The organism is Kiritimatiellales bacterium (assembly GCA_041656295.1).
GTDB lineage: Bacteria > Verrucomicrobiota > Kiritimatiellia > Kiritimatiellales > Tichowtungiaceae > Tichowtungia.
The window spans coordinates 20201-44304 of sequence record JBBADV010000015.1; the positions used below are offsets into that span (position 1 = coordinate 20201).

Here is a 24104-nt window from a genome sequence, read left to right on the forward strand (position 1 = left end):
TTAAACGTGCTTGGAGCTTTTCTAATGATTGAGAGCTTTTACTCTGAAATAAATCGGCGCGCTAAGATTTTCCGGCAGATCAATTGCAACGTCGTTGCCGGATCCGATAACAGGCAGTCCATAAGAATTCCAGACAGGATTAACAAGATTTGTACATGATTCAAGTTGATATACGGCATTTGATACAGACGAAAATTCAACCTTATGGTCTTTTGAGCGCAGCTTTTCTATACTCGAAACAGGCACTCTTTCAGGCCTTGAGTGAAGCGTATAAACCGACGTGTTGAGACTATATCCCCCACCAAAATAATCTCGTATATTAAGAACCGCTACGTATTGATTTTCGGCTTCAAAAATCGTTGCTGACTCTAAATCAGGAATGTGCGTTTGATGAATAGTTTTTCCGAAATCATCCGAAAAAATTAAATATTCACCTTGCCTTCCTGCTAAACGTTGTCCGTTAAATGTGATGTTTTCTAAATTTTCATGAGGTGCCAATTCCCATCCGCGACCAGGGGTATAAATTTTTGTTTTTGAGATAATAATATTATTATGAGCAACAGCTCCATTACAATTATCCGTTTGATTGGCAGGTATAGCGTCCCAATCAATCCCGTTTTTTAACCGAAATAAAAAATTTGTACGCGATAATCCGTAGTTATCCGATCGGCTTAAAGCAATGTAGGAATTTTCATCATCTTGAAACAAATGAACCGTATCAAACATGCTTATACTTTGCTGAAAGAGATTAGTCCACTCATTGCAAGTTTCATCATATTTTAATAGATGATGGTCAGTCGGTTGACCAGCCCATACCGTACCAGGTGGATATCCGCTACTTTTTAAAAAAAACAGGGTGTTATTAAATATATTGAGACTCGCCGGTCTATTGCCATAGCTAAAGGATGGAAGCATGCTTAAGCCTGTCCATGAGATTCCATCAGTTGAACATATAGAAAATGTATCATAAAGATAAATATTTCCCATTTGCGGGAACGTAGTTTTTTCAACGATTAGAATAAAACATCCATTTCGCAAAGACGCGATTTTAAGTACAGAGATATATGTTCCTCCCCAGAATGAGTTTGTCTCCATTGAAAATAAATCTTCAGGCAAAGGTATGTTTGAATACGTTGTCCAAGTGCTGAGATCGCTGCTTTTTATAACAGTCATACTTTTTGTTTCATTATTGAAATCTTGAATATATAAAAATTCGGTTCCATTAAATGCGATAGATGGTTGACCTTCCGGAAATGTATATTTGTGCTGCCACGTATCCGCACAGGAAATAGCTGCACCAATAAAGCACAAAATAAACGCCGTTTTCATAAGAACGAAACTTAAAGCAGGTTTTGATTTATAAAAGAAATATATCTTTAAAAAATCCGCATTCAGCGAATGCGGATTTTCCCGAACTGATAACTGTGAACCGATAACCCGGTCAGCCATTAATGGCTGATCGCAACTTTTTCGCCTTTGACCTGGCCGATGTCTTTAAGCAGTTGGCCGAACCATGGAACATCGATATCGAACGGTTTGCCGCCGGCAATGCGCGGAAATTCAATTGCGCGCAGTTCGTTATTTTTGTCTTCGTCTTCGCCAATGACTCCGCCGATTCGGGCGAGGGCGCAATCGACGGCTTTGTCTGCACAGCGTTTGATCAGTTCGAGATCGGCGTTGTTGGAAACAGCGGCACGGCTGTAATACCCCGACTTTTGAATCAGCACTTTTTCGGCGCCGAGCAGTTGGGCAAACTGTTTGCCGAACCATGCGCCGGGATTTACGGCATCAAGCTTAACGTGTCCGAACGCATCGCGCGGCACAGTTTCGCCGGCGGCTTCCATTTCTTTAATAATCTCTTCAACGCCGGCGCCTTCGGAGATGAAAATATTAACATTATCAATTTCATCCATTACTTTTTTCAGGCGTTTCGCTTCAGCCTGAATATCAATCGCCATTTCCGGCACGAACACACCATGCACATCCTGGCGTTCGCGGCTTAGACCGACCTGCGGTAGAAAGTCGAGCGCTTCGAGATTGTTATGATATACTTTAGCGGTGTATGCCGTCAGCCAGCCGCAGTTGCGTCCCATTACTTCATGGATGATGAGCATGCGCGGGTTGGCGTTATGCTCCGCCACCACGTTGGCAAAATATTTTGCGCCTTCTTCGGCTGCCGTCCACGCTCCAAGGCTCTGTTTAATAGGAAACACATCGTTATCAATCGTTTTCGGCAGTCCGACGACGGTGAGGTTATAATTATTTGCAGCAAGATAGGCGGCAAGGTCGGCAGCGGTGGTATTGGTGTCGTCGCCGCCGATGGTGTGCAGCACATCCACGCCGTCTTTGATAAGTTGTTTTGCTGCAACTTCGAGCGGATTTTCGCCAGACTTCACGAGACCGCGCTTTTCGCAATCTTTCACGTTCGTAAGTTTTACACGGCTGTTGCCGATCGGGCTGCCGCCATGTTTATAAAGCACATGTGCGTTTTTACGGATCTCGTTGTCCACTTCAATAAATTCTCCGAGCAGCAGGCCTTTATAGCCGCAGGTATAGCAGATGATTTTAACTTCCGGCGCTTTTTTCGTGTAGCCTTCAATCAGCGCGCCGATAGCGGATGAAAGACAGGGAGCGAGACCGCCGGCGGTGAGAATAGCAACTTTCTTAACTTCTTTCATGAAAACCTTTCGTTATGGATTTAAATTTAGCGGGACATGATGGGAATTTGCGCTACAAACTCAAGAAAAAACCCGTAAAAACTATATCGTTGCGATTGACATCGCCGGTGCCAGGGCGTTTAATCCGCGTTTTACTTCGCAGGAGGATTATCGCAAAAAAGTGAACGCCGCACCTGAGGAACCTGATTGCGGCGGCCCGGCGGTTCGGGCTGAATCCGGCGAGGGGACAGGGTACAGTAACCCGATGGAGAACAGAAATGAAGTATACAGGACCAAAGATTAAAAAGTCGCGCCGGCTCGGCGTGGCGCTCTCACCGAAAAGCGAAAAGTATCTCGAACGCCGCCCGCATCCGCCGGGACAGCACGGACCGTCACGCCGCCGCGCAAAACTGTCCGACTACGGCCGCCAGCTCATCGAAAAACAGCGTCTGCAATATCAGTATAACCTGAGCGAAAAACAGGTTCGTAAATATTATCACATCGCCACCCGCAAACCCGGCAACACCGCTGATACTATGCTGCAGCTCCTTGAAACCCGTCTCGACGCACTTGTGCTGCGCGCCGGATTTGCCCGTTCAATCTATCAGGCACGCCAGCTCGTCAGCCACGCGCACTTCCGCGTCAACGGGCAGAAGGTTAATGTGCCGTCCTATTCCGTGCGTATCGGCGACGTTATCACCGTGCGCGAAAAAAGCCGCGAACTGGATATCTTTCCGTCCGCTCAACAGATCGCCAGCACGCCGGAATACCTCACAGTGGACGATAAAAAACTGACCGCCACCCTCAGCCGTCTGCCCGAACACGGCGAAGTACCGGTACAGTGCGAAATCTCGCTCGTTGTCGAGTTCTACTCACGCTAAGAGATAATCATACTGCAAAAGCCCGCCATTTCCGGCGGGCTTTTTTGTGTTCCGCCGTTGAAATTTTTGACAAGACAACAGGATTTATACAGATAAAAATCGGTGTCAGAAACCGCAAAAATAAGATCCTGTTATCCTGTCTAAATATTCTGCATTTAAGTAGACGTTTTATTATTTCTTTTAACTGATAAGCAATAACTGCTAACTTTTTCCCATGCTCTTTCGCGAAATAGCCATAACCGTTCTGGATTTCGAAACCACCGGCGCGGTGCCGGGATTTGAAAGTGAACCGTGGCAGATTGGACTGGTTGTATTGCGTGCCGGTAAAATTGATCCGGCGTCGCTGTTCGAGACATTGATTTGCGTCGATGCCAACCGTCCGTTCAACGCCTATGCGCCGGGAAAACACCATGCCCTGCGCGACGAAATCGCCGCCGCGCCGCCGGCGTGTACCGTCTGGAAAAATATTGAGCCGCTGCTCGCCGGCCCGCTGGCGGCGCACAACGTTGCGGTGGAAAAAAAGTTTTTACGCAAAATGGCGCCGCTGCATCCGTTCGGGCCGTGGATCGATACATTAAAACTCGCGCGTCGCGCGTGGCCTAAAGCGCCGTCGCACAGGCTTAGTGATTTAATCACCGGATTAAATTTAAAACCGCGCATCCGGACATTCTGCCCGGACCATTCCGCGCACGATGCTCTTTACGACGCCGTCGCCTGTGCCGCACTGCTGGAGTTTTTGTTAAAGCAAAACGGCTGGGAACATCTTGAAATAATGTAGGTCAGGTATTTTGCCTGCCTGCGTTATTTTTCTGAAGCGGCAGAGGCGGTATTGTTGGTTCCGGTATCGCGTTTGTACCAGCCTTTACGCTGTCCCGGTTCGTCTTTTTCTTTTTCCGGCTCGTCGTTCGCAAATGAACTTTCCGACCAGCCGCGCGGCCATTGTGTATTTACCGAATCGCTTGAATCAAATCGACGCCGTGATTCTGCGTATACCTGTTCCGGATTAGTCATAACGTATGGTGTTAATAGGACAACCAATTCACTTCGATTATCTTTGTTGCTGCGTGAGCTGAACAGCCAGCCGAGCAGAGGGATGTCACCGAGAAGAGGGATTTTTGTGTTGCTTTTGCTCATTTCTTTGCGAATCAGTCCGCCGAGCATAACGGTTGCACGATCCTGAACAGCAACTGTTGCGCTGATTTCCCGCTTAGCAACAATAGGAACTTCGTTTTTATCGATCGTTACCTCCCCGGCAACATCATCGGCGGTTTGGGTTATTTCCATTACGACGAAACCTTTAGGGTTAATATTCGGCGTTACAGTTAAGGTAATACCGATATTCCGGTATTCATAGGTTGCACGGGCACTGTAACTGTCATTATAGCTGTTAATGGATGAAGAGATAACGGGACGTTCTTCGCCAATGGTTATTTTTGCTTCGGTATTGTCCGTGGTCATCACCACCGGTGTGGATAGAATGCGAGCATCGCTGTCTGTTTTTGCAGCATTAATAATCATACGTAAATCCAATGAAGGAATTATTCCGTAATAACTTAAAGAGCCTGCACTCATATATAAATTGGATGCCAGCCCGGAAGCATCAAACCCTGCTGTATGGGATGATGAATACTCAGTTGCCTCTTTGATCATGTTTGTAACAACAGTGGTTATTCCAGTGCCAGTTGATGATGATGTTGTCGTTGTTGTTTTTAGTGATTCCCCGCCATGATCATAAACCCATTGAACACCAGTTTGGAATGTATCACCGAGATTAATGCTTAAAATCACAGCTTCAATCATCACCTGCTCGAGCATGACATCGAGGCTGGCGACAACAACCTTCAGGGTGGCGATGTCGGATTTACGTCCCATTAAGAGCAGGGAGTTGGAACGCTCGTCAGAGAGAATTTTGGTGTCAGCAGAGAGGCGGCCGATCGCGTTTTGCGCTTCCGGTGAAACAGTGGTTCCGGTCGCGCGGGTGATGTTCGCGGCGACATCAGAGATCGCTTCGCGGCGTTCCTCCGGTGTTCTGGCAGCGCCGGGCGCTTTAGTTTTTTCAGTGACCTGTGCGGCACCGACAAATTCGTTCAGAATTCCGGCAATCTCTTTGGCCTTGGCATATTCAAGGTTGATGACCTCCACCGTCACGGTAGGATCGACTGGTACATCGAGCACTTTGATGATGCGATCAAAAAATTCGAAGTTGGCTTCTTTGGAAAAGACGATGAGGATGTTGGTGCGCTCGTCGGAAACAAATTTAACCTCGCCCTGAATCATCTCCTGCTCAATGACAACCGAACCGGATGGGGTGGATGCCGGAATTTCGGCGCGCGGCGCGCGGATAACTCCGGGCGGTGCAGCGGGGACAGCGACGGTGGAACCCTGCTGTTCGCTGGTTTTGGTTTTGGCGGCATCGACAAGCTCCTTGAGTTTACTGGCGACACTGCCCGCTTCAGCGTAGTTGAGCTGATAGATGCGCGGCTCGATGCGCTCAAGCGGCTGATCCACCATAGTGATGAGTTCTACAATTTTTGCAATGTTGACGGCGGTGTCGGTGACGAGCACGCTGTTGATGCGCTCAAGGTGCTGAATTTTTCCGTAGGCGTGAATAAGGTGCTGGATGAGCGGCTGTACATCCTGAAAAAGGACGTAGCGCAGCGGGATAACCTGCGACATCAGCACATCCGCAGGAACGTAGGTGTTGTCTTCCGGATCAAACGTGCGGATTTCCATACCTTCCTGCCGTGCGTTGGCAATGGGAACAACTTTTAGAAATTTGTCGCCCATCGGTACGAGCGCCACCCCGTTCATGGCGAGGACGGTTTCAATCGCCTGTTTGGCTTCGTCCTGCGTGAGATCGCGGCCTTTAAGGGTAATGCGTGCGCTGAGGTCGGCCTGTTTAAGGATCGTGCGGCCGGTCCATTCGCGGTACAGCTCAACCGCCTGATCGAGCGGTGCGTCTTCAAAGCTGAGCTGGATTTTCTGCTGCGAAAAAACCGGCAGTGCCGCAACGGTGAGCAGAGCGATGATTAAAGTTTTCAGTTTCATAATTTACCTCACGAAAAAGCTTTAAGGTCGAAGGTTTTAAAGTCAAAGGTCTTGAAATCGTTTTTCCAACGACCTGCGATTTTTAACTTTCTGACTTTTGACATTTTTAATTTTTCCCCCGCCGATATGCACAATCGATGATCATGGATCCGCGTAAAATACCTTCTCGCTGTGCGTCGGGCTGAGCATTGAGCTGGCGGACGTCATAGCGAATGCCCTGACTTTGCAAAGCAAATAAAAACTTTACGAGCGATTCAAGCGTGCCTTCCCAGTTGCAGCTTATGCCGAGATCGAACAGGGTACCGATCTGCTCTTCGCGATAGGGCTGTGTACGGACGAGGTCGAGCCGGTGTTCGTCGGCAATGCGTTTAATTTCTTTGAGCAGTTCGGCAGTGACGGAAACACGTTCGTCGTAGACCGGCATTTGCGCTTGCAGTTCGGTGAGCCGTTCTGTCCAGTTTTCCTGTTCAACCAGCAGGCGTTGATGGAATTCAATCTGCCGCTGCAGCCGTTCTTTTTCGGCGCCGAGCCGGCGCTGCACGGCGATTTTGGGTCCGCCGACCCAGTACATGATGCCGGTCAGCAGAATGGTGAATGTAGCGAGAAGCAGAACGCCTTCCCGCGTTGAAATATTAATTTTCGGTGCATTGATCATGGCTGTTCTCCTGTGATACCCGCCGCCGGCGGCAGATCGGCGGTGATGGAGAACGTGGAGACGCGCCGGTCTTTAACGAGCCGTGTGCTGACAGGCTGATCTTTTACGCCGGTAAAGAGTTCGGATTTTCCGAGGTTTTGAAAAAAATCGTAGACCGGCTCGGTGTTATCGCTCGCGCCGCGCAGGCTGACGGCCTCACCTTTTTTATAGGTGAACGATGCCAGCTCAACGCCGGCGGGCAGGATGACAGTAATTTCGCGCAGACATTCGAGTGCGGAGTGTGAACGGTCGGCAAATTTTTCGAGCGAAAGCATTTCTGCGCGTGCCGCCTGCGCGCGCAGCGCCGGTCCGGCGTATTGTTCGGCTTCATTTTCAATACGCCGGAATCCGGCGTTGCGAATTGAAAATATAATACCGGCGATCGCAATGATACCGAGCCAGAGTCCGAGCACCGCGGCGGTGACAACGGCGCCGATGCGCTGCATTTTGCGTTTACGCTGCAGATCGAGCCATTCCTGCGGAACGAGTTCAACGTGATGTGTCTCTTTATCCAGCGCGCGCCGCGCGATGCCCTCGGCAAGCGGCGTCAGATCGCTTAACGGCTGCGCCTGAACCGGCACACCGAGCCGCGCTTCCATTTTTTTTAACAGCGGCGCCGGCAGTTCGCCTTCGTGCCGGAACAGAATCTGATCGAGCGGGCGGCTGCCGTATTTTGTTTCGATGAAGAGCAGGGAATAGGCGAATTCTTCGACGAGTTCGTTTTGAATTTCTTCGTCTGCAAGATTACGGAACAGTGCGAGCGGGCGGACACAAACCGGCACACCGTCGTCCGTGATGACCAGGAAAAACTCAGTATGCTCAATCAAAATCATCAGCGCCCGCCCGCTGTGTGGTCGGATATCAGCAGCCAGGCTCCACCACGACAGCATTTCGGCGTCGACGCTTTTAATATACACATGATGCGCTTTGAACAGCTCGCCGAGTTCATCTACCGTTTTACGCGGCGCGGCCACAGCGAGGATGCGCGAGCTCTCTTCGGTCTGGTGAAATACTTCGAATGACACCGTCAACTGGTCCACTGGAAACGGTGAAATACTGTCAATCTGCAAGTCGACCATGCTTTGCAGTTCAGCGTCGTCGGTGGAAGGCAGGTCCAGTACATGCAGCAGCAGCTGCCCGGAGGAAAGGGCGACGGTAATTGTGCCGCAAAATTCATGCCGGATTTCCGGCAGAAGTTCTGCCGGAAACGCGGGGGCGTCGTCGCGTGCAAAAAAACTTTCCGGAACCGGTATCGAACCTTCCCTGATTTTTTCCACCGTTCCTTTACGGTTTTTTCGCAACACCACCCATTCGACCGCTTTGCCGGTGCAGTGAATGCCGGTCGAATATCTAAACGGATAGATCATTCAATTTTTTTTTCCTTCAAGCCAGAATAGCGGAGCGAGTTCCTTTTCGCCCAGCTTAAAGATGCAGGAGATGCTTTTTTCTACATCGGCAACTTTTCCAACAGAGGTGATGGAGACATATTCGGGCTTCATTGTGAATTTGGCGGGATCGAGACCGATGGCATCAAAATCCGCCTGTCCCAGTCCGTCATCCTCCGTATCGGCTTCGCCGTCCGGTCCAAGCCGGAGTTCCAGGATTGCTTCAATCATCTCCTCGTTGATTTCCATCGTATACAGCACATCGCGCACTGCACTGTTCGGATTCACCTTGCCGTCGCCCCATGTTGTAAGAAATTTTCCGATGCCGATAATCGGTGTTTCAGTTTTTTCGTCCGCCGGAGTGCCGTACAGAACTTCTTCGCTCCAGTGTTTAATCAGCAGCAGTTCGTCGACCATATCCACCGGCGCATTTTTACATTCGTAACCGCGCTCGCGGTAAAACGGATCATCCGATTCTGCGCCGTTCAGGCGGTGCAGCTCATTTTCATCCTGCCAGTCTTCGAGGCAGTCGATCATCTCATCCCAGCGCGTATTCGGAATGCCTGCCATTTCAAACATCATCTTCCAGTCGTCCGGCGACATTTTTTTGATATTCCGGCGGCTTTCTTCAAAATCGATGTGCAGAATCACCTCGCCGTCGCCGAGCGCTTCAGTGTATTTCACCGACACACCGTTCGCCACCTGAACGGCGGCGTTCAGCATCGGATCATCATAAATAATAATTTCACCCTGCGGCGGCTTTTCTTCTTCCTCGAACGACAGCATGGCTTTCGCCATTTCAATTCCGGCGAGCGCCAGCTGCTCCGCTTTAAACTGCTTACGCGCCGCCGCAATCAGCCGTGTTTCCAGCTGCATTTCAAACGCGAATGTTCCAACAATCAGAGAAACGATTAATAGAATCCACAGCGCCAGAATCAGTGCAGCGCCGGACCGGCGCTCGCGCCGGAAATTCGAAGCACGAATAACGAAGCACGAAACAAATTTTGAATTTTCAAATTTTTGAAATCCATTTCCTGTTTCTAAATTCGGATTTTTAATTTTTTTCATTATTTCGAATTTCGGAATTCGTGCTTCGAGTTTTTCAGCGCGGTGCATTAATTTTGTTCGTCACAATCGGACCGAGCGGAATTTCAATCATCCGTTTATATTGAACAGGGCGGCTGTAACGGTCCGGCGGATCGGCGTAGAGTGTGATCTCCACCAGACTTGGAATCGCATTCGTTTTTTCCCAGTTATCTGTCCAGCCCTCATCCTCTTCGCTTGTATTATCGTACACTACGCAGCGCAGACCCTTCATGGTGTCACTGATAAACCAGCTTTGTTTTTCAACTTCATCTTCGTTAGCGAGATACGGCCAGACCGTGACCAGCATGCCGTCCGCGCCGGAATCCGGATCGCGTCCGCCGCCGATTTCAATGCGGTGCAGGCCATAGCCGTACACTTCGCCCTCCGGAATAAATGCTGCAGAACCCGTCACCCAGCTGATAGTGTGTTCGCCGAGTCCCGATGAATTACGCTCCATCCGGAAACCGTATTTTTCCGGCGCAGTGTCAAAAAATGCCATCGACCGCAGTGCCGACGCAAGCCGGTCCATCACAAAATCACCGTAATGCATTTTGTCCAGCGCTTCCCGTCCGCTCGTCCACGCCCGCAGCGTCGTTGCAAAAATCTGCCAGGCAATGGTCACTGCAATCACCAGGATCACCATCGACATCATAATCTCAAGCAACGTAAATCCAGCGGCGGAACCTGATCTCCGAGCACGCTTAAACGCGCCCTGAGGTCGCGTTCCACCTTTTGATTGACGATTTTTTTTCATTCGAATTTCTATTGCCTCGTGCCTTTTGCCTAATGTCTTAATCTTCCTCCGGCGGAATAAAAACCCACGTCACAATCTCTTCATAGGCCGATTTACCGCGATCCGACCAAAGCACGCGCGTGCGAACGGTGAACAGCCCTTCACGGTCTTCAGTGTCCGCTCCTTCAATTTCGCGCTCCCAGCGGTATCCCGGCGCATCGTAAAACGAACCCGAATCACGTCCCTCTTCAATCATGCCGCGGGAGAGGGGATGTTCGGCGCTGATGTTTGCAATCAGCCGCTGCGCAGTGCTGTAATGCTTCGAGCGTCCGGCGACTTCTAAACAGCGCGCCGTCGCCAGCAGCAGTGCGCCGCCGCCGGTTCCCAGCAGGACTACCGCGAGCAGAACTTCAATCAGTGTCATACCTGATTTAAAACCCGAAGCACGAGTTCCGGAATTCGAAACAGATTGCCGCACCGCTGCTTTGCATTCGCAAAGTCTTTCTTCACTTCGTTCCGAATCAAAATTCGAAATTTTAAAAAATTGAAATCTGTTTTCTGTTTTTAATTTCAGATTTTTAATTTTCTTCATTTGTTTCGTGCTTCGATATTCGAATTTCAAATTTAATTTCTTACCGTGGTTTTGGCGGTGACGGGATTACAGATAATTTCGGAACGCTGGCCGCCGCCGGCGGAATAGATAATTTTGAATCCGTCGTTCATGCCGGACGGATAAAACCGCACACGCTTATCCTCGTCATGCCGGCGCCGGCGCGAGGTCGCTGTGGATTGTGCGGTATTCTGGAATAATTCAATGGTTACATGTTCCGGCAGTTTGCGCGTCAGTGTTTCGCCGGCACTGTTTTCGTTTGTGCCGCCGGCACACTTCATGCTGATCCGGCTTTCAGTGAACTCCAGTACGCATTCCGACTGTTTTAAAATCGACATGCTGCGCGCATAACGCGCCAGCCGGATCGTCGTCCGTTCCGCATCGCGCATCTGTAAGGAACTCAGTCCGCCGCGAAACGACGGAATCGCAACTCCGGCGGCCAGTCCAATGACAACGACAACCAGGATGATTTCGATTAGAGTGAAACCATGGCGAGAATCTGAAGGTCGAAGGTCGAAGGTCTTCATGGTTCTGATTTTTTGACTTTTGACATTCAGACCTTTCCCATCCATTAATCCCAGTTATTAAACTCTTTGCCCTTTGGCGATTTCGTTGAAAGGTCGAAACCCATGTTGTGCGAGCCGGGCGTGCTGTACTGATATTTGCTGCCCCACGGGTCGTTGAGTGCGCTTGGCGTGAGGATTGCCGGTTTGCCATCTTGGGATTTCGTCAGCTCATCGAGCGACGACGGATATTTAAAGTTCATCATATAATACTCGTTAATTCCGTTCTGCACCGTTTTCAATCCGGCAGCAGCCTTGGTTTCAAGTGCCGTATCCAGTTTGCCGGCGATGTTCGGAATAGCGATGGATGCAATGATGCCGATGATGACGACAACGAGCAGGATTTCAATGAGTGTGAATCCGCTGTTTTTGGCGAGTCTGCGTTTACTTCTTTTCATGATATTTCTCCTTTTTTCCGCGGTCACCGCCCGCGGATGCAATTTATGCTCCAAGACCTCCGGTCAGATTAAACACTGCGGATAATAAACTGACCGCAACGAATCCAACCATAATTGCGACACCTAAAATTAACAGCGGCTCCAGCACCGTTGTCAGCACTTTTATGCTCTGCTCAAGCTCTTCATCGTACCGGCGCGCAATATTATGCAGTGCGCCGGCGAGGTCGCCGGTTTCTTCGCCGACGGCGAGCATGTCCGTTAACAGTTCCGGAAATACTCGACTGGCGGCGAGCGGACCGGAAATACTCGAACCGTCTGTCACGCGTGTGCGCGCCGTGGCAATCTCATTGGAAAGCACCACATTGCCGACGGTGTCCTGTACAATGGCCAGCGCACGCAGAATCGGCACACCGTTTTTAATTAATGTTTCGAGCGTGCGTGCAAACTGCGCGAAGGCGTTGGCGCGGATAATCTGTTTCATCACCGGTATTTTCAACTGCCAGCCGTGCCACTTGTGTTTGCCGGCGGCGGTTTTCAACCAGCGGTTGAATGAAATTCCGGCAAGGATGAATGCGCCGAGAATGACGAGTCCGTATTTAATCAGCACATCACTGATCGCAATCATCAGGCGTGTGGATGCCGGCAGCGTTCCGCCGAGCTCTTCAAAAATTCCGGTGAAGACCGGAACCACGATGACCATCAGTCCGATCACCGCGCCGATGCCGATGGTCATTACGATCATGGGATAAATCATCGCGTTAATTACTTTGCTGCGCGCCGACAGCATACGCTCGTAATGAGTCACCAGACTTTCGAGCGAATCGGCGAGTGCGCCGGATGCTTCGCCGGCGCGCACCATACTGATGTAAAGCGGCGGAAAGGTTTCGGGATAAATTTTCAAAGCGTCGGAAAACGACGTTCCTTGAATGACCTCATCGCGCAGACGGCTGACGATCGCGGTGCGGGCGTTATCGCTGTGCCGTCTTGCCATCGTGTGCAGTGCGCGGCCAAGCGTCATACCGGATGAAAGCAGGTCAGCGACCTCCCTGGTGAAGTAGAGCGTTTCCCGCAGCTTCATTTTTGTGCGGCTGCGCCGCTCAAGCCTGAACCGTTTTTTCCCCGGCGCCGGGGTTGCTTTTTTAGCGGTACCGGACGCCGGTGTAATGGAAAGCGGTGTACAGCCGGTCTGCTGAATCATGCGTATGGCGTTCTGGCGGTCAGCGGCTTCCAGCGTTCCGTCGATCCGCCTGCCGGCGGCGTCTTTTGCAATATAGTTAAAGGCGGGCATAAAAAAGAGTTTGTATTTTCTTTCAGGTATGAGAAAAATATCCATTATAACCCTAAGTTTAAAGGAGTTTTTTATGCGTAGGTATTTTCTTTTTTTGGCAGTGATCGCCGGACTGCTTGCCGGTTGCGGAAAATTTTCTCAGCAAAAGGCGATCGCCATCGTTAATTCCGGCGCGGTGAATGCGGATGTGATTGAACAAATTCGCAGCTTTGTTGAAAAGGAATTAAAAGTGATTGTCCGCAGCACAGAGGATATGCAGCTCGCCTCTGCCGGAAATGTCGATGCCGCCATGACGCTCGCACAGAAAATCCGCGGGGAGGGCGATGTGATTTTTATTGCAGTTACCGCCATTCCGGAATCCGAAGATCATCTGACGGTAGATACTGAAACACGCACCGCGATTGTTAATGTTGAACCGCTGAAAACGGATGACGCACAGAAATTTGAACGCCGCATTGAACGGCAGGTTATGCGCGCAGCCGCGTTCGCAGTGGGTCTGGCTCCGACGCCGGACCCGTATTGCGTTACGCGCGACTACTCATCGCTCGAAGATCTCGACCGCATGGGACGCAATTTTTCACCGCCGTGGCAGGGGCGCTTCGCCGGTGAAGTTGAAAAACTCGGACTCACTGCGCCGGAAGCCGACGCATGCAAGGGCGGCGTTTGCCCGTTCAAAAAATAATTTTCATAACCCCCTAACCATAAGGAGAGAACAATGCCTGATTTTGGAAATCCTTTTGCCGGTCTGGCCAATGACCGTAAACTGACGGACGCTGAACTGATTCGCGCCATCCGTTTTATGATCTCTGCTGAATATGAAGCCATTCAACTTTATATGCAGCTTGTTGATTGCACCGACAATGAGCTGGCAAAAAAAGTGCTCATCGATATCGCCGACGAAGAACGCGTGCACGCCGGAGAATTTCTCCGTCTGCTGCAGGAGCTTGCGCCGGATGAAATGGAGTTTTACAGAGAAGGCGCCGAAGAAGTTGAAACCGAGTTCCTCGGCAAAACCGCCGGCCGGAATTCTGAAACCGGCGGTTCACTCGGAATCGGAAGTTTAAAATAGATTCATTCACCACAGAGTACACAGAGATTCAGAAGACCTTTACTCCGTGCCTCAGTGACCTCTGTGGTTAAAATAATTTTGCCCTTAATCATTTTGCTAAGAGAAAAGGAAAAATATCATGGACATGTTGAAAAGAAATCTTGCTCCGATTACCGATGCCGCCTGGGCGGAAATTGAAGCCGAAGCCCGCCGGCAGTTGACGCCGCGTCTTTCGGCGCGCCGGTTTGCCGATGTCGATGGACCGTTCGGCTGGGAATTCGCCGCCGTATCCACCGGACGGCTGAAAACATCCAAACAGAAAAATGTTATCACCGGAATTCATCAGGTTCTGCCGTTGATTGAACTGCGCGTGCCGTTCACCGTCAGTCAGGACGAAATGGATGCCATCGGGCGCGGCGTAAAAGATATTGATTTCGGCACATTGCGGGACGCAGCGATCGCCTATGCCGATTATGAAGAAAAATCTGTATTCTTCGGCAACAAAGCCGCCGGCATTACCGGAATTTATGAAGTCATTGAAGGCGCACCGGTGCCGCTTAAACTCGAAGCCGCAAATGTGCTTGAAGCCGTTACCGAAGCTAAACTCCGGCTGATTCTCGCCGGTGTTGAAGGCGAAGCCAACCTGGTTGTCAGCGATCGCGTCTGGAAATATCTTGCGCGCCGCACCTGCGGTACATCTCTTGAAAATATGCTGGAAAAAGAGATCGGCGGCAAAGTCATCCGCTCTGAACAGTGTAAAGGCGCGCTGCTGGTCTCCGCGCGCGGCGGTGATATTGAGCTGACCATCGGACAGGATATCTCTATCGGTTACGCCGGAACAGGTGAAAAGGGCATCGAGCTCTGCTTCGCCGGCAGCTTTACCTCCCGCGTTCTTTCGCCGGAAGCGTTTGTCGCGCTGGAAATAAAATAACCGGTCATAAATTTAGGGGCTGTAGTAGATAAGCTTGAATGCTAAGCTTGTCTAATGAAGATAACTCGTTGCAAGTTATTAAGAAAACAGCAGTTAAGACTGCTCGACTATTTTGTTCTGGAAGTGACAGCCCAACAGTGCAGCCCAGTTTTACCGCAAACTGCGTGAGGCAATTGCACATCACCTTGAGCAAAAAGAACATGAAGTGTTCGATGGAGCGGTTGAATTGGATGAGAGTTATTTCGGTGGTGTCCGCAAGGGTAAGCGCGGTCGAGGAGCTGCCGGCAAGGTCGCTGTCTTTGGCATCTTGAAACGCGGTGGCAAAGTCTACACCAAGATCGTGAATGACGCCAGTACCGAAACGCTGATGCCATTGATCTCCAGGAAAACAGCGCCAGACAGCCTGGTGTATACCGATTGCTATCGAAGCTGCAATGCCTTGGACGTGAGTGATTTCTACCATGAAAGGATCAATCACCCGGCGCTATTTGCGAAGGGCAAGAACCACATCAATGGCATTGAGAACTTTTGGAATCAGGCCAAGCATGTGCTGAGAAAATACAATAGGATTCCGAAAGAGTCGTTCCCGCTATTCCTCAGGGAATGCGGGTTCAGATTCAATTACGGAAGCCCTAAGCAACAATTGAAAACACTGAAGGAGCGGGCTGATATTTAGTGCTTATCTACTACAGCCCCTTTTTTTATAATCAGAGCATCTCCCGTTTACTTTGCCTTTATCGCATGGAGTAGAGTTGCCGTGCCTTTCAACAGCTTGCGCAGGCTCAAGCTTTTTTGAGTTTTGTCGGTTCAATTGACTATAAAAATGGGCAGGCTGGAATGCCCGCCCCACACGTTTCACGATGCAAAAGGACAGGCAGGAATGCCTGCTCCGCGTTTTAGCGGTACTCGCTGACACGAGCGCCCTGCTATGGTTGTGTCAATTTACTTAAAGGACTGGATAAAATAAAAAATTCCACAACTTATTGTCGGGCAGGGAATTAAGTGGTGGCGGGACCCGGAATCGAACCGGGGACACAGGGATTTTCAGTCCCTTGCTCTACCAACTGAGCTATCCCGCCGGAAAAAGAAACGCGCATCATACGAAAATGAGAATATGTGTCAACGGAAATCAACGCGAAGCACTGCTCATCCGTTTTGCCGTTAGGAAACTGAAACCGGAATGAAACAGTCCGGCTATGAGTGCGTTTCCTGTTTTACAAATTTTGCGATGAACATGCCGGAGCCGGGTCCGTCGTACGGCCAGAGCTGGAGCGTGCCGTTAGTTTGTTCCCCGGTGAGCGGATTGATAAACGGTGCAAGTGAAAACTCAGGATGATCTTTTAGAAAGCCGGCAACGACTTCGCCGGTTTCTGCGACGGTGAATGTGCAGACAGCGAAAACAAGAACACCGCCGGGTTTTACGCATTCTGCGGCACGGTCGAGCATGCGGAGCTGCAGATTACGTTTTTGTGCCGGATCGCGCAGATCGGAACGCCAGCGCGCATCGGGATTACGGTTCCAGGTTCCCCAGCCCGAACACGGCGCGTCAACAAGTACGCCGTCGAACAGGTGCGGCAGACATTCCTGTCTGCCGTTTTTGATCAGGCAGGAATGCCCGCCCCTCTCTCCGGCAAGATTATGCAGTTGTGTTCGAATATTTTTAATTCCGGCGGCGCGCGCGCGTTTTTTACACTCTTGCAGTGCGGACTGGCGGACGTCGGTTGATAACACTTTTCCGGCGCCGCCGATTTTATCGGCAAGCTGCAGTGATTTCCCGCCGGTACCGGCACAGGCGTCCCACCAGTCAGATCCGGATTCCGGCGCCGCAATTTCGACCACTGCCTGCGAATTGATATCCTGTACACTGTATTGTCCGCCGGCGCCGAGTGCCGCCAGCGAAACTCCGGCGTCGAGTGCAATGGCGTTGTGGAGCACCGGATGCTGCCGGAATTGTATTCCGGCGGCGGAAAGCACCGCTTCGAATTTTTCGGAGCGCAAACGCAGCCAGACCGGGGGGCGGCGCTGCAGCGATTCGTAAAAATCATGTTCACGTCCTGCCGGAATTGAAATGTGTTTTTCAAATCCGGCGGGGAACAGATCTGAATAATGCAGACGCGATGTCTCCGTCGCGTCTACTTTTACAAACGGCACAAGTGCCGGATGAATTTCAGCGCCGTCGAGCATACGGCTGAGCGCCGCTTTTTCAACGGGATTAGAAATTGTATCCATTTTGTTTGTCCAGCCGAGCCACCGGAAATATGAAAAAAAACATTCCGAAAGAAACCGGCGGTCGCGTGAGCCGAGTTCGCGCCGGCGCTTAAAGAACGCGGCGAGTACCCGGTCGGCCGGCTTTTGCTGTTCAATCACCTGCGGTACGAGTGTTTCGAGCAGTCCGTGCAAAATTTCGGCTTGCCGAAGATAGATTTTTTCGTTTGTTTGTTTCGCGTATTCCATGAACTTTATTGTTTCCGGCGGTATATTGTTCAGAATAGTATAATCATTTGTCTGCCGGGATGTAAAAACAGAATTGAGGAGGACAGCGATGGCGAAGGAGCTTGGATTTGTGATGATCACACCGCATTCAATACGCAAGTCGCGTACCGGCGGAATTATCGGACGGTTCAGCCGCATTGAAGGCCTGGATCTGGTCGCTGCACGCATGTTCGGCCCGGGTCATGACCTTGTGAACCGTTTCGCCGAACAGCTCCGCACAATGAAAGATATTGCACCGGACCGGCGCGATACCCTGGCGGATTATGTACTGCGCGCATTTGCACCGGACACGGAATCGGGACGCCCGCGCCGCGTGATGCTGCTGTTGTATGAAGGGGAGAACACGATTGAAAAAATTTACCGCGCCGCCGGCGGTTTGGCCGATGCACAGGAATCTGCCGACACCGTGCGCGGGACATACGGTGATTTTGTTCGCGGTCCGGATGGAAATCTCGTTTATTTTGAACCGGCGGTTTTGATTGCGCCAACCACAAACGCTGCGAAACAGATGCTTGCTCTGTGGCAGGAACACGCCGAAACCGACGGCGGGATCATCAATAATGCACACAGTCTGGCAAATGTGGATGCCCAGCGCACGCTGGTGATTATTAAGCCGGACAATTTCCGTTTTCCGAGCTCGCGTCCGGGAAATATTATCGATCTGTTTTCGCACTCCGGCCTGCGCATTATCGGTGCGCAGGTGCACCGCATGAGCATGGCGGAAGCCAAAGAATTTTATGGTCCGGTGCAGAGCGTGCTGCGCGAGAAACTGTGCGGCCATACCACTGATAAAGCGTGCCTGGCACTTGAAAAAGAATTCGGTTTTGTGATGCCGGCAGACGTGCGCAACGCACTGTCCGGCACACTCGGCCCCTATTGCGGCGATTATCAGTTTTATGAAATTATGCGCTTCATGACCGGAAAATGGCTGCCGGATGTGCCGGAAGATGAGATGAATTCTGCCGGAACAGTACGCTGTTTTATTCTGATTTATGCCGGTGATAATGCAGTAAATAAAATCCGCACAATTCTCGGTCCGACCGATCCGCGCAAAGCGCAGCCCGGCTCCGTCCGCAAAGAATACGGCAGCGATATCATGGTCAACGCCGCGCATGCGTCCGATTCTCCGGAAAACGCCAGACGTGAAATGGGCATTTTAAAGCCGGAACGCAACGGCTTAAAAAAATGGATTGACGCCTACTATGTGTAGTTTACTTTACCGCGGTTAAAAATTCCGGAGAAATACGCCGTATGTGGAGAGATATAGAAGCTGCATCTGAAGATGCCATTCTCGGATTAACTGAAGCGTTTAAAAAAGATTCGCGCGCTTTCAAAGTTAATCTGGGCGTCGGCGTCTACCAGGATTCCGCCGGCCGCACGCCGATCCTGTCATCGGTTCAGTCCGCCGAAAAAATAATTTTCGCAACCGAAATTACTAAAAATTATCTACCAATCGCCGGCGCCGCCGAATATGACTGCGCAGTTCAGCGATTAATTTTCGGTGCAGAGAACAGCCGCGCGGCCACCGTACACACACCCGGCGGCACCGGCGCACTGCGGCTCGCAGCGGAACTGCTCACGCGGTTTACCGGAAAAACCATCTGGGTCAGCACTCCGACCTGGGCAAACCATCATAATGTTTTTCAGTCCGCCGGTCTGACAGTAAAAGAATATCCATATTACAACCCGGATACCAAAGCGCTGGATGAAAATGGGTTTTTTGCCGCACTCGAGAAAATATCTGCCGGAGATTCTGTTCTGCTGCACGCGTGCTGTCATAATCCGACCGGCGTTGATTTAACACCGGCACAGTGGGATCGCGTTGCCGGAATCGCAAAGGCAAACGGCTGGACGCCATTGATTGATTTTGCCTATCAGGGCTTTGGCGACGGACTGGAAGCCGACCGTATCGGTGTTGAAAAGCTGCTCGCTGCCGGCATTGAGCTGCTTGTTGCGAGTTCCTTTTCGAAAAACTTCGGGCTCTACCGCGACCGCGTCGGCGCATTGACCGCCGTTGCAACGGCGCCGGCGGACGCTGAAATTGCGTTAAGCTATATGAAAGCGCAGGCGCGCGTACTCTATTCCAATCCGCCGGCACACGGCGGCATGATTGTTTCCACGATCATGGGCAGCCCGGAATTTACAAAATTGTGGCGCGCCGAACTGGACGGTATGCGCTGCCGGATGGCGGAAGCCCGTGCAACGCTGGCCGCCGGACTGCAGGAGCGCGGTGTAAAAATGGACTGTTCGTTCATGACGCGCCAGAAAGGAATGTTTTCGTTCAGCGGATTGAATAAAAAGCAGGTCGAGTTTCTGCGCGAAGAAAAAGCAATTTACATTGTCGGTTCCGGTCGCATCAACGTCGCCGGCCTCACGCCGGCAAATATCAGTTATGTTTGCGACGCTGTTGCCGAAGCATTTGCGATGTAAATAAAACAGCCGCATGTATGTATTGCCGCAGACGCGTTTCACCATACTGACTGTTTTTGACCGGAAATAACTTATTTCAAAATCCGGCGGTTTGATATGGTAAAGTAAATCAGAAACCTGTCTAATATCCGGTTTATTGGAATTCGTTTCCATCCGGCAAGCGCCGGAATTTTTAGCAACAGAATTAAAATTATGTCTCTACTCAGCAAAATCGGTTCTTTTTTAAAACGAAACACTACTATTACGCCGGCGGAGGATACACCGCGTCCGGTTCGTAAATCCGGTCTGAAAACCGGTAAAGTAAAATCGGCCAAACAAACCCCGCAAACCTGGGCGCCCGGCAAAAATAAAAAACCCGGGGCACCGGTCAAACGCAGACCGGCGCGCAAACCGTGGGATCCGGCATCGTTCAACGTACCGCCGGAAGAGGGCCGAACCCGGTTTCAGGATTTGAATCTGCCGAACGAACTTCTGCACGCGATTGCTGATCTGGGTTTTAAATACTGCACGCCGATTCAGGCGGAAATCCTGCCGCTTACACTCGCCGGTAAAGATATGGCCGGTAAAGCACAGACCGGCACCGGTAAAACCGCTGCATTTCTGCTCGGTATTTTCACGCATTTTATCAAAAATCCGCAGGGTGCACCAAAGCCCGGTACGCCGCGCGCACTCATTCTGGCTCCGACGCGCGAACTGGCTACACAAATTCGTGACGATGCACTGGAGCTGAGCAAATATACTCCGTTCAAAACCGTCGCCATCTACGGCGGCATTGATTATGCCAAACAGCGCCGGCTGCTTGAAGCGCCGGTCGATATCATCGTCGCCACACCGGGACGATTGATCGACTTTTCCAGTCAGGGCGCACTGAATCTGCGCGGCGTTGAAATTCTGGTTATTGACGAAGCCGACCGCATGCTCGATATGGGCTTCATTCCCGATGTGCGCCGGATTATTTATAAAACGCCGGCGAAAGAAAAACGGCAGACGCTGCTCTTCAGCGCCACGCTGGATGATGAGGTCATGCGGCTGGCATCTGCGTGGATGGTTAATCCCGGTAAAATTGAAATTGAGCCGGACAATACCGCCGCCGTTACCGTTGACCAACGCGTTTACATTGTCACCGATAATCAGAAATTCGCTTTGCTGTATAACATCCTTAAAAATGAGATCGTCGACAATAATTCCGTACTGATTTTTACCAACCGGCGCGATCAGGCCGAAGCGCTTTCCGATCAGCTGTACCGTTACGGCTTCGACTGCGAAATGCTTACCGGCGCCGTGGCGCAAAACCGGCGTCAGTATATCCTGTCCGATTTTAAAGAGGGGAAAATCAAAATTCTTGTCGCCACCGATGTTGCCGGTCGCGGGATTCATGTTGACGCCCTCACGCACGTTATCAACTTTAATATTCCAAAACAGCCCGACGATTATGTCCATCGTATCGGCCGTACCGGCCGCGCCGGTAAAGAAGGCAACTCTGTAACATTCGCCTGCGAGATGGAATCCTTCGAACTGCCGGCGATTGAAGAGCTTCTCGGACACCATCTTTCCTGTATCATGCCTGAGCCTGCTCAGCTTGAACTGCCCGAACCCGTGCGCGGCCCGCGCATCCGGCGTTCTCAAAAGCCGCAACCCGGACGCCGTTCCGGCACCCGTCCGCCCCGGCGGCGCCATTAAATCACCGCAAATTTTTTCTTTGGGATATGAGTATGAGCAGACAGGAATGTCTGCTCCACGCTTGAACTGGCATGCTCTTTACAAAGCGCCGGCGATGAGGTCACCGACTTCGGAGGTTGAATAGCCCATCCGTCCGGCGGCGAGACTTTTCAGTTTGTTCGCTGTCACGTCGGCGACCTGAGCTTCAATCGCGTTCGCGGCGTCGTTTTCGCCGAGTTCGCGCAGCATCATTGCACCGGCGCAAATTGCAGCGAGCGGATTGATGACGTTCTGTCCGGTGTATTTCGGCGCGGAACCGCCGATCGGCTCAAACATACTGACGCCTTCCGGATTAATATTTCCGCCGGCGGCAATTCCCATGCCGCCCTGCGTCATGGCGCCGAGGTCGGTGATGATGTCGCCGAACATATTGCCGGTAACGAGCACGTCAAACCATTCTGGATTTTTCACCATCCACATGACGGTGGCATCGACGTGATAATAGTCGCGTCGAATATCGGCGTAATCGGCTTTACCGACTTCGTGGAATGCGCGCTCCCACAAATCAAACACATACGTCAGCACGTTGGTTTTGCCGACGAGGCCGAGCGTATTAACATCTGACAGCCCACGCGATTTTTTACCGTTTTTCTTCGCATACTCGAACGCGTAACGGATGCAGCGCTCAACCTGCTGACGGTTGTAGACCATCGACTGAATGGCAACCTCGTCCGGCGTGCCTTTTTGAGAAATACCGCCGATGCCGGTATAAATGCCGCCGGTGTTTTCGCGCACGATCACATAGTCGATATCCTGCGGGCCTTTGTCTTTAACCGGTGTTTCAACGCCGGGAAACAGCTTGACCGGGCGCAGATTAATGTACTGGTCGAGCTCAAAGCGGAGTTTCAGCAGAATGCCTTTTTCAAGAATACCCGGTTTGACGTCCGGATGGCCGATGGCACCGAGAAAGATCGAATCGTATTTACGCAGTTCATCCGCCGCATTTTCCGGCAGTACTTCACCGGTGCGCAGATATCGTTCACCGCCGTAATCAAACTCCTCAAAATTCATTTTGAAGCCGAACTTATCCGCTGCGGCCTGCAAAACTTTTACACCTTCGCGCGCCACCTCCGGACCGGTGCCGTCGCCGCCGATTACTGCAATATGATAACTCTTTGCCATGAGACACTCCTTTTCAAAAATAAGCTCTGCAGTGTATCTGATTTCCCGCCGCCGTAAACCGGTTTCTCATGAAGCGGGCGTTTTTTTCACCGGCTTGCCGGAGAAGCGTTCTGATTATTACAGCGGCGGGAGCAGCTGAAATCAGTTTTTCAACGCGGTCACGGATTATTTCCGGCGCAGCTGCAGCACAAAATTGCGCAATACCTCCCGCATGCGCGGCATCGCTTTTGCCGCTGTTTTTTCAATATCGGAATGCGACAGCTTTTTCTCGCGGATACCTGCCGCCCAGTTACAAATGCAGCTCAGTCCGGCAACCCGCATTCCGAGCGCGGACGCCAGCTGCGCTTCCGGAACGGTGGACATACCGACCATATCGGCGCCGAGTACGCGGTACGCGTAGATTTCCGCCGGTGTTTCAAACATCGGCCCGGCTGTCATTACATACGTTCCGCACGATTCCACGCCGGCTTTCATCAGTGAACGCCGCAACGGCGGATGATACACCGTTGTCTGATCCGGAAACCGCTCGCCGAATACGGGATCGTGCGGTCCGATCAACGGATTTCCGGCGACAAAACTAATGTGGTCTTCAATCGCTACCAGCGTTCCGGGCTTGAGATATTCACGGATTCCGCCGGCGGCATTCGTTAGCAGTACACGTTTGATGCCGAACTGTTTCATAATCCAGACCGGCAGCACCACCGGCACCCAGCCGGCGCCTTCATAATAATGACGGCGCCCTTGAAAAATAAAAACTTCACGTTCCCGGAACTCGGCGCGAATCAGATTCCCCGTATGACCGGTTACGCCGGTTAACCCGAGATGCGGAATTTTTCCGTACGGAATATGATCCTTAATCCGGAAATCCTTAATCGTCCCGCCCCAGCCTGAACCGAGTACAATTCCGGCGCGCGGTTTGGCATCCGGCCAGATTTTTTTCACCGCGTGAGCCGCTTCTTCCAGTTGTATTTTATCTTTTGAGTTCATGCAGAGAGATTATAAACAAAATACCAATCAA

At 51.2% G+C, this 24104-nt stretch carries 22 protein-coding genes, 1 tRNA gene and 1 pseudogene; 9 read left to right on the top strand and 15 right to left on the bottom strand.

Going from position 1 to position 24104, the window contains the following annotated elements; genetic code table 11:
• Positions 1-21: 21 nt before the first annotated feature.
• Positions 22-1449, bottom strand: coding sequence for a hypothetical protein (locus WC959_09565; GenBank protein ID MFA5689377.1), 1428 nt, complete (start codon positions 1447-1449; stop codon positions 22-24).
• Positions 1449-2678: a pyrophosphate--fructose-6-phosphate 1-phosphotransferase gene (locus WC959_09570; protein ID MFA5689378.1), complete on the bottom strand. Its 1230-nt coding sequence runs from the start codon at positions 2676-2678 to the stop codon at positions 1449-1451. The genes WC959_09565 and WC959_09570 overlap by 1 nt, the downstream gene beginning before the upstream one ends.
• Positions 2679-2935: 257 nt before the next feature.
• Between WC959_09570 and rpsD the strand changes: the two genes are divergently transcribed.
• Both rpsD and WC959_09580 read left to right on the top strand, forming a co-directional pair.
• Positions 2936-3538: a 30S ribosomal protein S4 gene (gene rpsD, locus WC959_09575; GenBank protein MFA5689379.1), complete on the top strand. Its 603-nt coding sequence runs from the start codon at positions 2936-2938 to the stop codon at positions 3536-3538.
• Positions 3539-3752: 214 nt separating this feature from the next.
• Positions 3753-4316: a 3'-5' exonuclease gene (locus WC959_09580; protein MFA5689380.1), complete on the top strand. Its 564-nt coding sequence runs from the start codon at positions 3753-3755 to the stop codon at positions 4314-4316.
• A 23-nt stretch (positions 4317-4339) separates the two neighbouring features.
• On the opposite strand, the gene gspD is transcribed toward WC959_09580, so the two are convergent.
• The 9 genes from gspD to WC959_09625 all read right to left on the bottom strand — a co-directional run bounded on the left by gspD (position 4340) and on the right by WC959_09625 (position 13388).
• Positions 4340-6586 carry a type II secretion system secretin GspD gene (gene gspD / locus WC959_09585; protein MFA5689381.1) on the bottom strand — a complete coding sequence of 749 codons (2247 nt, stop codon included), beginning with the start codon at positions 6584-6586 and terminating at the stop codon, positions 4340-4342.
• A 106-nt stretch (positions 6587-6692) separates the two neighbouring features.
• The gene (locus WC959_09590; GenBank protein ID MFA5689382.1) at positions 6693-7241 is read right to left on the bottom strand and encodes a hypothetical protein; all 549 of its coding nucleotides are present in this window, start codon (positions 7239-7241) and stop codon (positions 6693-6695) included.
• Positions 7238-8647, bottom strand: a complete 1410-nt coding sequence (locus WC959_09595; GenBank protein MFA5689383.1) for a PilN domain-containing protein — start codon at positions 8645-8647, stop codon at positions 7238-7240. Before WC959_09595 ends, WC959_09590 begins: the two co-directional genes overlap by 4 nt.
• Positions 8648-9733 carry a hypothetical protein gene (locus WC959_09600; protein MFA5689384.1) on the bottom strand — a complete coding sequence of 362 codons (1086 nt, stop codon included), beginning with the start codon at positions 9731-9733 and terminating at the stop codon, positions 8648-8650.
• A gap of 34 nt (positions 9734-9767) precedes the next feature.
• Positions 9768-10505, bottom strand: coding sequence for a prepilin-type N-terminal cleavage/methylation domain-containing protein (locus WC959_09605; protein ID MFA5689385.1), 738 nt, complete (start codon positions 10503-10505; stop codon positions 9768-9770).
• A 37-nt stretch (positions 10506-10542) separates the two neighbouring features.
• Positions 10543-10908, bottom strand: a complete 366-nt coding sequence (locus WC959_09610) for a hypothetical protein (protein ID MFA5689386.1) — start codon at positions 10906-10908, stop codon at positions 10543-10545.
• A gap of 200 nt (positions 10909-11108) precedes the next feature.
• Complete coding sequence (locus WC959_09615; protein ID MFA5689387.1) at positions 11109-11621, bottom strand: prepilin-type N-terminal cleavage/methylation domain-containing protein; 513 nt, start codon at positions 11619-11621, stop codon at positions 11109-11111.
• A gap of 44 nt (positions 11622-11665) precedes the next feature.
• On the bottom strand, positions 11666-12055 hold the full coding sequence (locus WC959_09620; protein ID MFA5689388.1) for a type II secretion system protein GspG: 390 nt from the start codon (positions 12053-12055) through the stop codon (positions 11666-11668).
• Between the two features lie 43 nt (positions 12056-12098).
• Positions 12099-13388: a type II secretion system F family protein gene (locus WC959_09625; GenBank protein ID MFA5689389.1), complete on the bottom strand. Its 1290-nt coding sequence runs from the start codon at positions 13386-13388 to the stop codon at positions 12099-12101.
• A gap of 28 nt (positions 13389-13416) precedes the next feature.
• On the opposite strand from WC959_09625, the gene WC959_09630 reads away from it, so the two are divergent.
• The 4 genes and pseudogenes from WC959_09630 (at position 13417) to WC959_09645 (ending at position 15998) form a co-directional block, all read left to right on the top strand.
• Positions 13417-14025: a hypothetical protein gene (locus WC959_09630; GenBank protein MFA5689390.1), complete on the top strand. Its 609-nt coding sequence runs from the start codon at positions 13417-13419 to the stop codon at positions 14023-14025.
• A 33-nt stretch (positions 14026-14058) separates the two neighbouring features.
• Positions 14059-14412 carry a ferritin family protein gene (locus WC959_09635; GenBank protein MFA5689391.1) on the top strand — a complete coding sequence of 118 codons (354 nt, stop codon included), beginning with the start codon at positions 14059-14061 and terminating at the stop codon, positions 14410-14412.
• Between the two features lie 118 nt (positions 14413-14530).
• Positions 14531-15322 (top strand): family 1 encapsulin nanocompartment shell protein, encoded by a 792-nt coding sequence (locus WC959_09640; GenBank protein ID MFA5689392.1) that lies wholly within the window; start codon positions 14531-14533, stop codon positions 15320-15322.
• Positions 15323-15376: 54 nt separating this feature from the next.
• Positions 15377-15998 (top strand): annotated as a pseudogene (locus WC959_09645) (IS1595 family transposase).
• A 327-nt stretch (positions 15999-16325) separates the two neighbouring features.
• Here WC959_09645 and WC959_09650 read toward each other — a convergent pair.
• Both WC959_09650 and WC959_09655 read right to left on the bottom strand, forming a co-directional pair.
• Positions 16326-16401 (bottom strand) — tRNA-Phe (locus WC959_09650).
• Between the two features lie 115 nt (positions 16402-16516).
• Positions 16517-17776 (bottom strand): RsmB/NOP family class I SAM-dependent RNA methyltransferase, encoded by a 1260-nt coding sequence (locus tag WC959_09655; GenBank protein MFA5689393.1) that lies wholly within the window; start codon positions 17774-17776, stop codon positions 16517-16519.
• Positions 17777-17864: 88 nt separating this feature from the next.
• On the opposite strand from WC959_09655, the gene WC959_09660 reads away from it, so the two are divergent.
• The 3 genes from WC959_09660 (at position 17865) to WC959_09670 (ending at position 21925) form a co-directional block, all read left to right on the top strand.
• Complete coding sequence (locus WC959_09660; GenBank protein MFA5689394.1) at positions 17865-19025, top strand: nucleoside-diphosphate kinase; 1161 nt, start codon at positions 17865-17867, stop codon at positions 19023-19025.
• A 41-nt stretch (positions 19026-19066) separates the two neighbouring features.
• On the top strand, positions 19067-20245 hold the full coding sequence (locus tag WC959_09665; protein ID MFA5689395.1) for an amino acid aminotransferase: 1179 nt from the start codon (positions 19067-19069) through the stop codon (positions 20243-20245).
• A gap of 192 nt (positions 20246-20437) precedes the next feature.
• Positions 20438-21925, top strand: a complete 1488-nt coding sequence (locus WC959_09670; protein MFA5689396.1) for a DEAD/DEAH box helicase — start codon at positions 20438-20440, stop codon at positions 21923-21925.
• 78 nt (positions 21926-22003) lie between these two features.
• Here the strand turns inward: WC959_09670 and WC959_09675 are convergent, their stop codons facing one another.
• On the bottom strand, positions 22004-23086 hold the full coding sequence (locus WC959_09675; GenBank protein ID MFA5689397.1) for a 3-isopropylmalate dehydrogenase: 1083 nt from the start codon (positions 23084-23086) through the stop codon (positions 22004-22006).
• Between the two features lie 165 nt (positions 23087-23251).
• Positions 23252-24073, bottom strand: a complete 822-nt coding sequence (locus tag WC959_09680; protein MFA5689398.1) for a purine-nucleoside phosphorylase — start codon at positions 24071-24073, stop codon at positions 23252-23254.
• Positions 24074-24104: the final 31 nt, after the last annotated feature.

Bases quoted from the DNA above. Each gene is read 5' to 3' on its own strand.
- WC959_09565 (MFA5689377.1), bottom strand. From the start codon at position 1,449: ATGGCTGACCGGGTTATCGGTTCACAGTTATCAGTTCGGGAAAATCCG.
- WC959_09570 (MFA5689378.1), bottom strand. From the start codon at position 2,678: ATGAAAGAAGTTAAGAAAGTTGCTATTCTCACCGCCGGCGGTCTCGCT.
- rpsD (MFA5689379.1), top strand. From the start codon at position 2,936: ATGAAGTATACAGGACCAAAGATTAAAAAGTCGCGCCGGCTCGGCGTG.
- WC959_09580 (MFA5689380.1), top strand. From the start codon at position 3,753: ATGCTCTTTCGCGAAATAGCCATAACCGTTCTGGATTTCGAAACCACC.
- gspD (MFA5689381.1), bottom strand. From the start codon at position 6,586: ATGAAACTGAAAACTTTAATCATCGCTCTGCTCACCGTTGCGGCACTG.
- WC959_09590 (MFA5689382.1), bottom strand. From the start codon at position 7,241: ATGATCAATGCACCGAAAATTAATATTTCAACGCGGGAAGGCGTTCTG.
- WC959_09595 (MFA5689383.1), bottom strand. From the start codon at position 8,647: ATGATCTATCCGTTTAGATATTCGACCGGCATTCACTGCACCGGCAAA.
- WC959_09600 (MFA5689384.1), bottom strand. From the start codon at position 9,733: ATGAAAAAAATTAAAAATCCGAATTTAGAAACAGGAAATGGATTTCAA.
- WC959_09605 (MFA5689385.1), bottom strand. From the start codon at position 10,505: ATGAAAAAAAATCGTCAATCAAAAGGTGGAACGCGACCTCAGGGCGCG.
- WC959_09610 (MFA5689386.1), bottom strand. From the start codon at position 10,908: ATGACACTGATTGAAGTTCTGCTCGCGGTAGTCCTGCTGGGAACCGGC.
- WC959_09615 (MFA5689387.1), bottom strand. From the start codon at position 11,621: ATGAAGACCTTCGACCTTCGACCTTCAGATTCTCGCCATGGTTTCACT.
- WC959_09620 (MFA5689388.1), bottom strand. From the start codon at position 12,055: ATGAAAAGAAGTAAACGCAGACTCGCCAAAAACAGCGGATTCACACTC.
- WC959_09625 (MFA5689389.1), bottom strand. From the start codon at position 13,388: ATGGATATTTTTCTCATACCTGAAAGAAAATACAAACTCTTTTTTATG.
- WC959_09630 (MFA5689390.1), top strand. From the start codon at position 13,417: ATGCGTAGGTATTTTCTTTTTTTGGCAGTGATCGCCGGACTGCTTGCC.
- WC959_09635 (MFA5689391.1), top strand. From the start codon at position 14,059: ATGCCTGATTTTGGAAATCCTTTTGCCGGTCTGGCCAATGACCGTAAA.
- WC959_09640 (MFA5689392.1), top strand. From the start codon at position 14,531: ATGGACATGTTGAAAAGAAATCTTGCTCCGATTACCGATGCCGCCTGG.
- WC959_09655 (MFA5689393.1), bottom strand. From the start codon at position 17,776: ATGGAATACGCGAAACAAACAAACGAAAAAATCTATCTTCGGCAAGCC.
- WC959_09660 (MFA5689394.1), top strand. From the start codon at position 17,865: ATGGCGAAGGAGCTTGGATTTGTGATGATCACACCGCATTCAATACGC.
- WC959_09665 (MFA5689395.1), top strand. From the start codon at position 19,067: ATGTGGAGAGATATAGAAGCTGCATCTGAAGATGCCATTCTCGGATTA.
- WC959_09670 (MFA5689396.1), top strand. From the start codon at position 20,438: ATGTCTCTACTCAGCAAAATCGGTTCTTTTTTAAAACGAAACACTACT.
- WC959_09675 (MFA5689397.1), bottom strand. From the start codon at position 23,086: ATGGCAAAGAGTTATCATATTGCAGTAATCGGCGGCGACGGCACCGGT.
- WC959_09680 (MFA5689398.1), bottom strand. From the start codon at position 24,073: ATGAACTCAAAAGATAAAATACAACTGGAAGAAGCGGCTCACGCGGTG.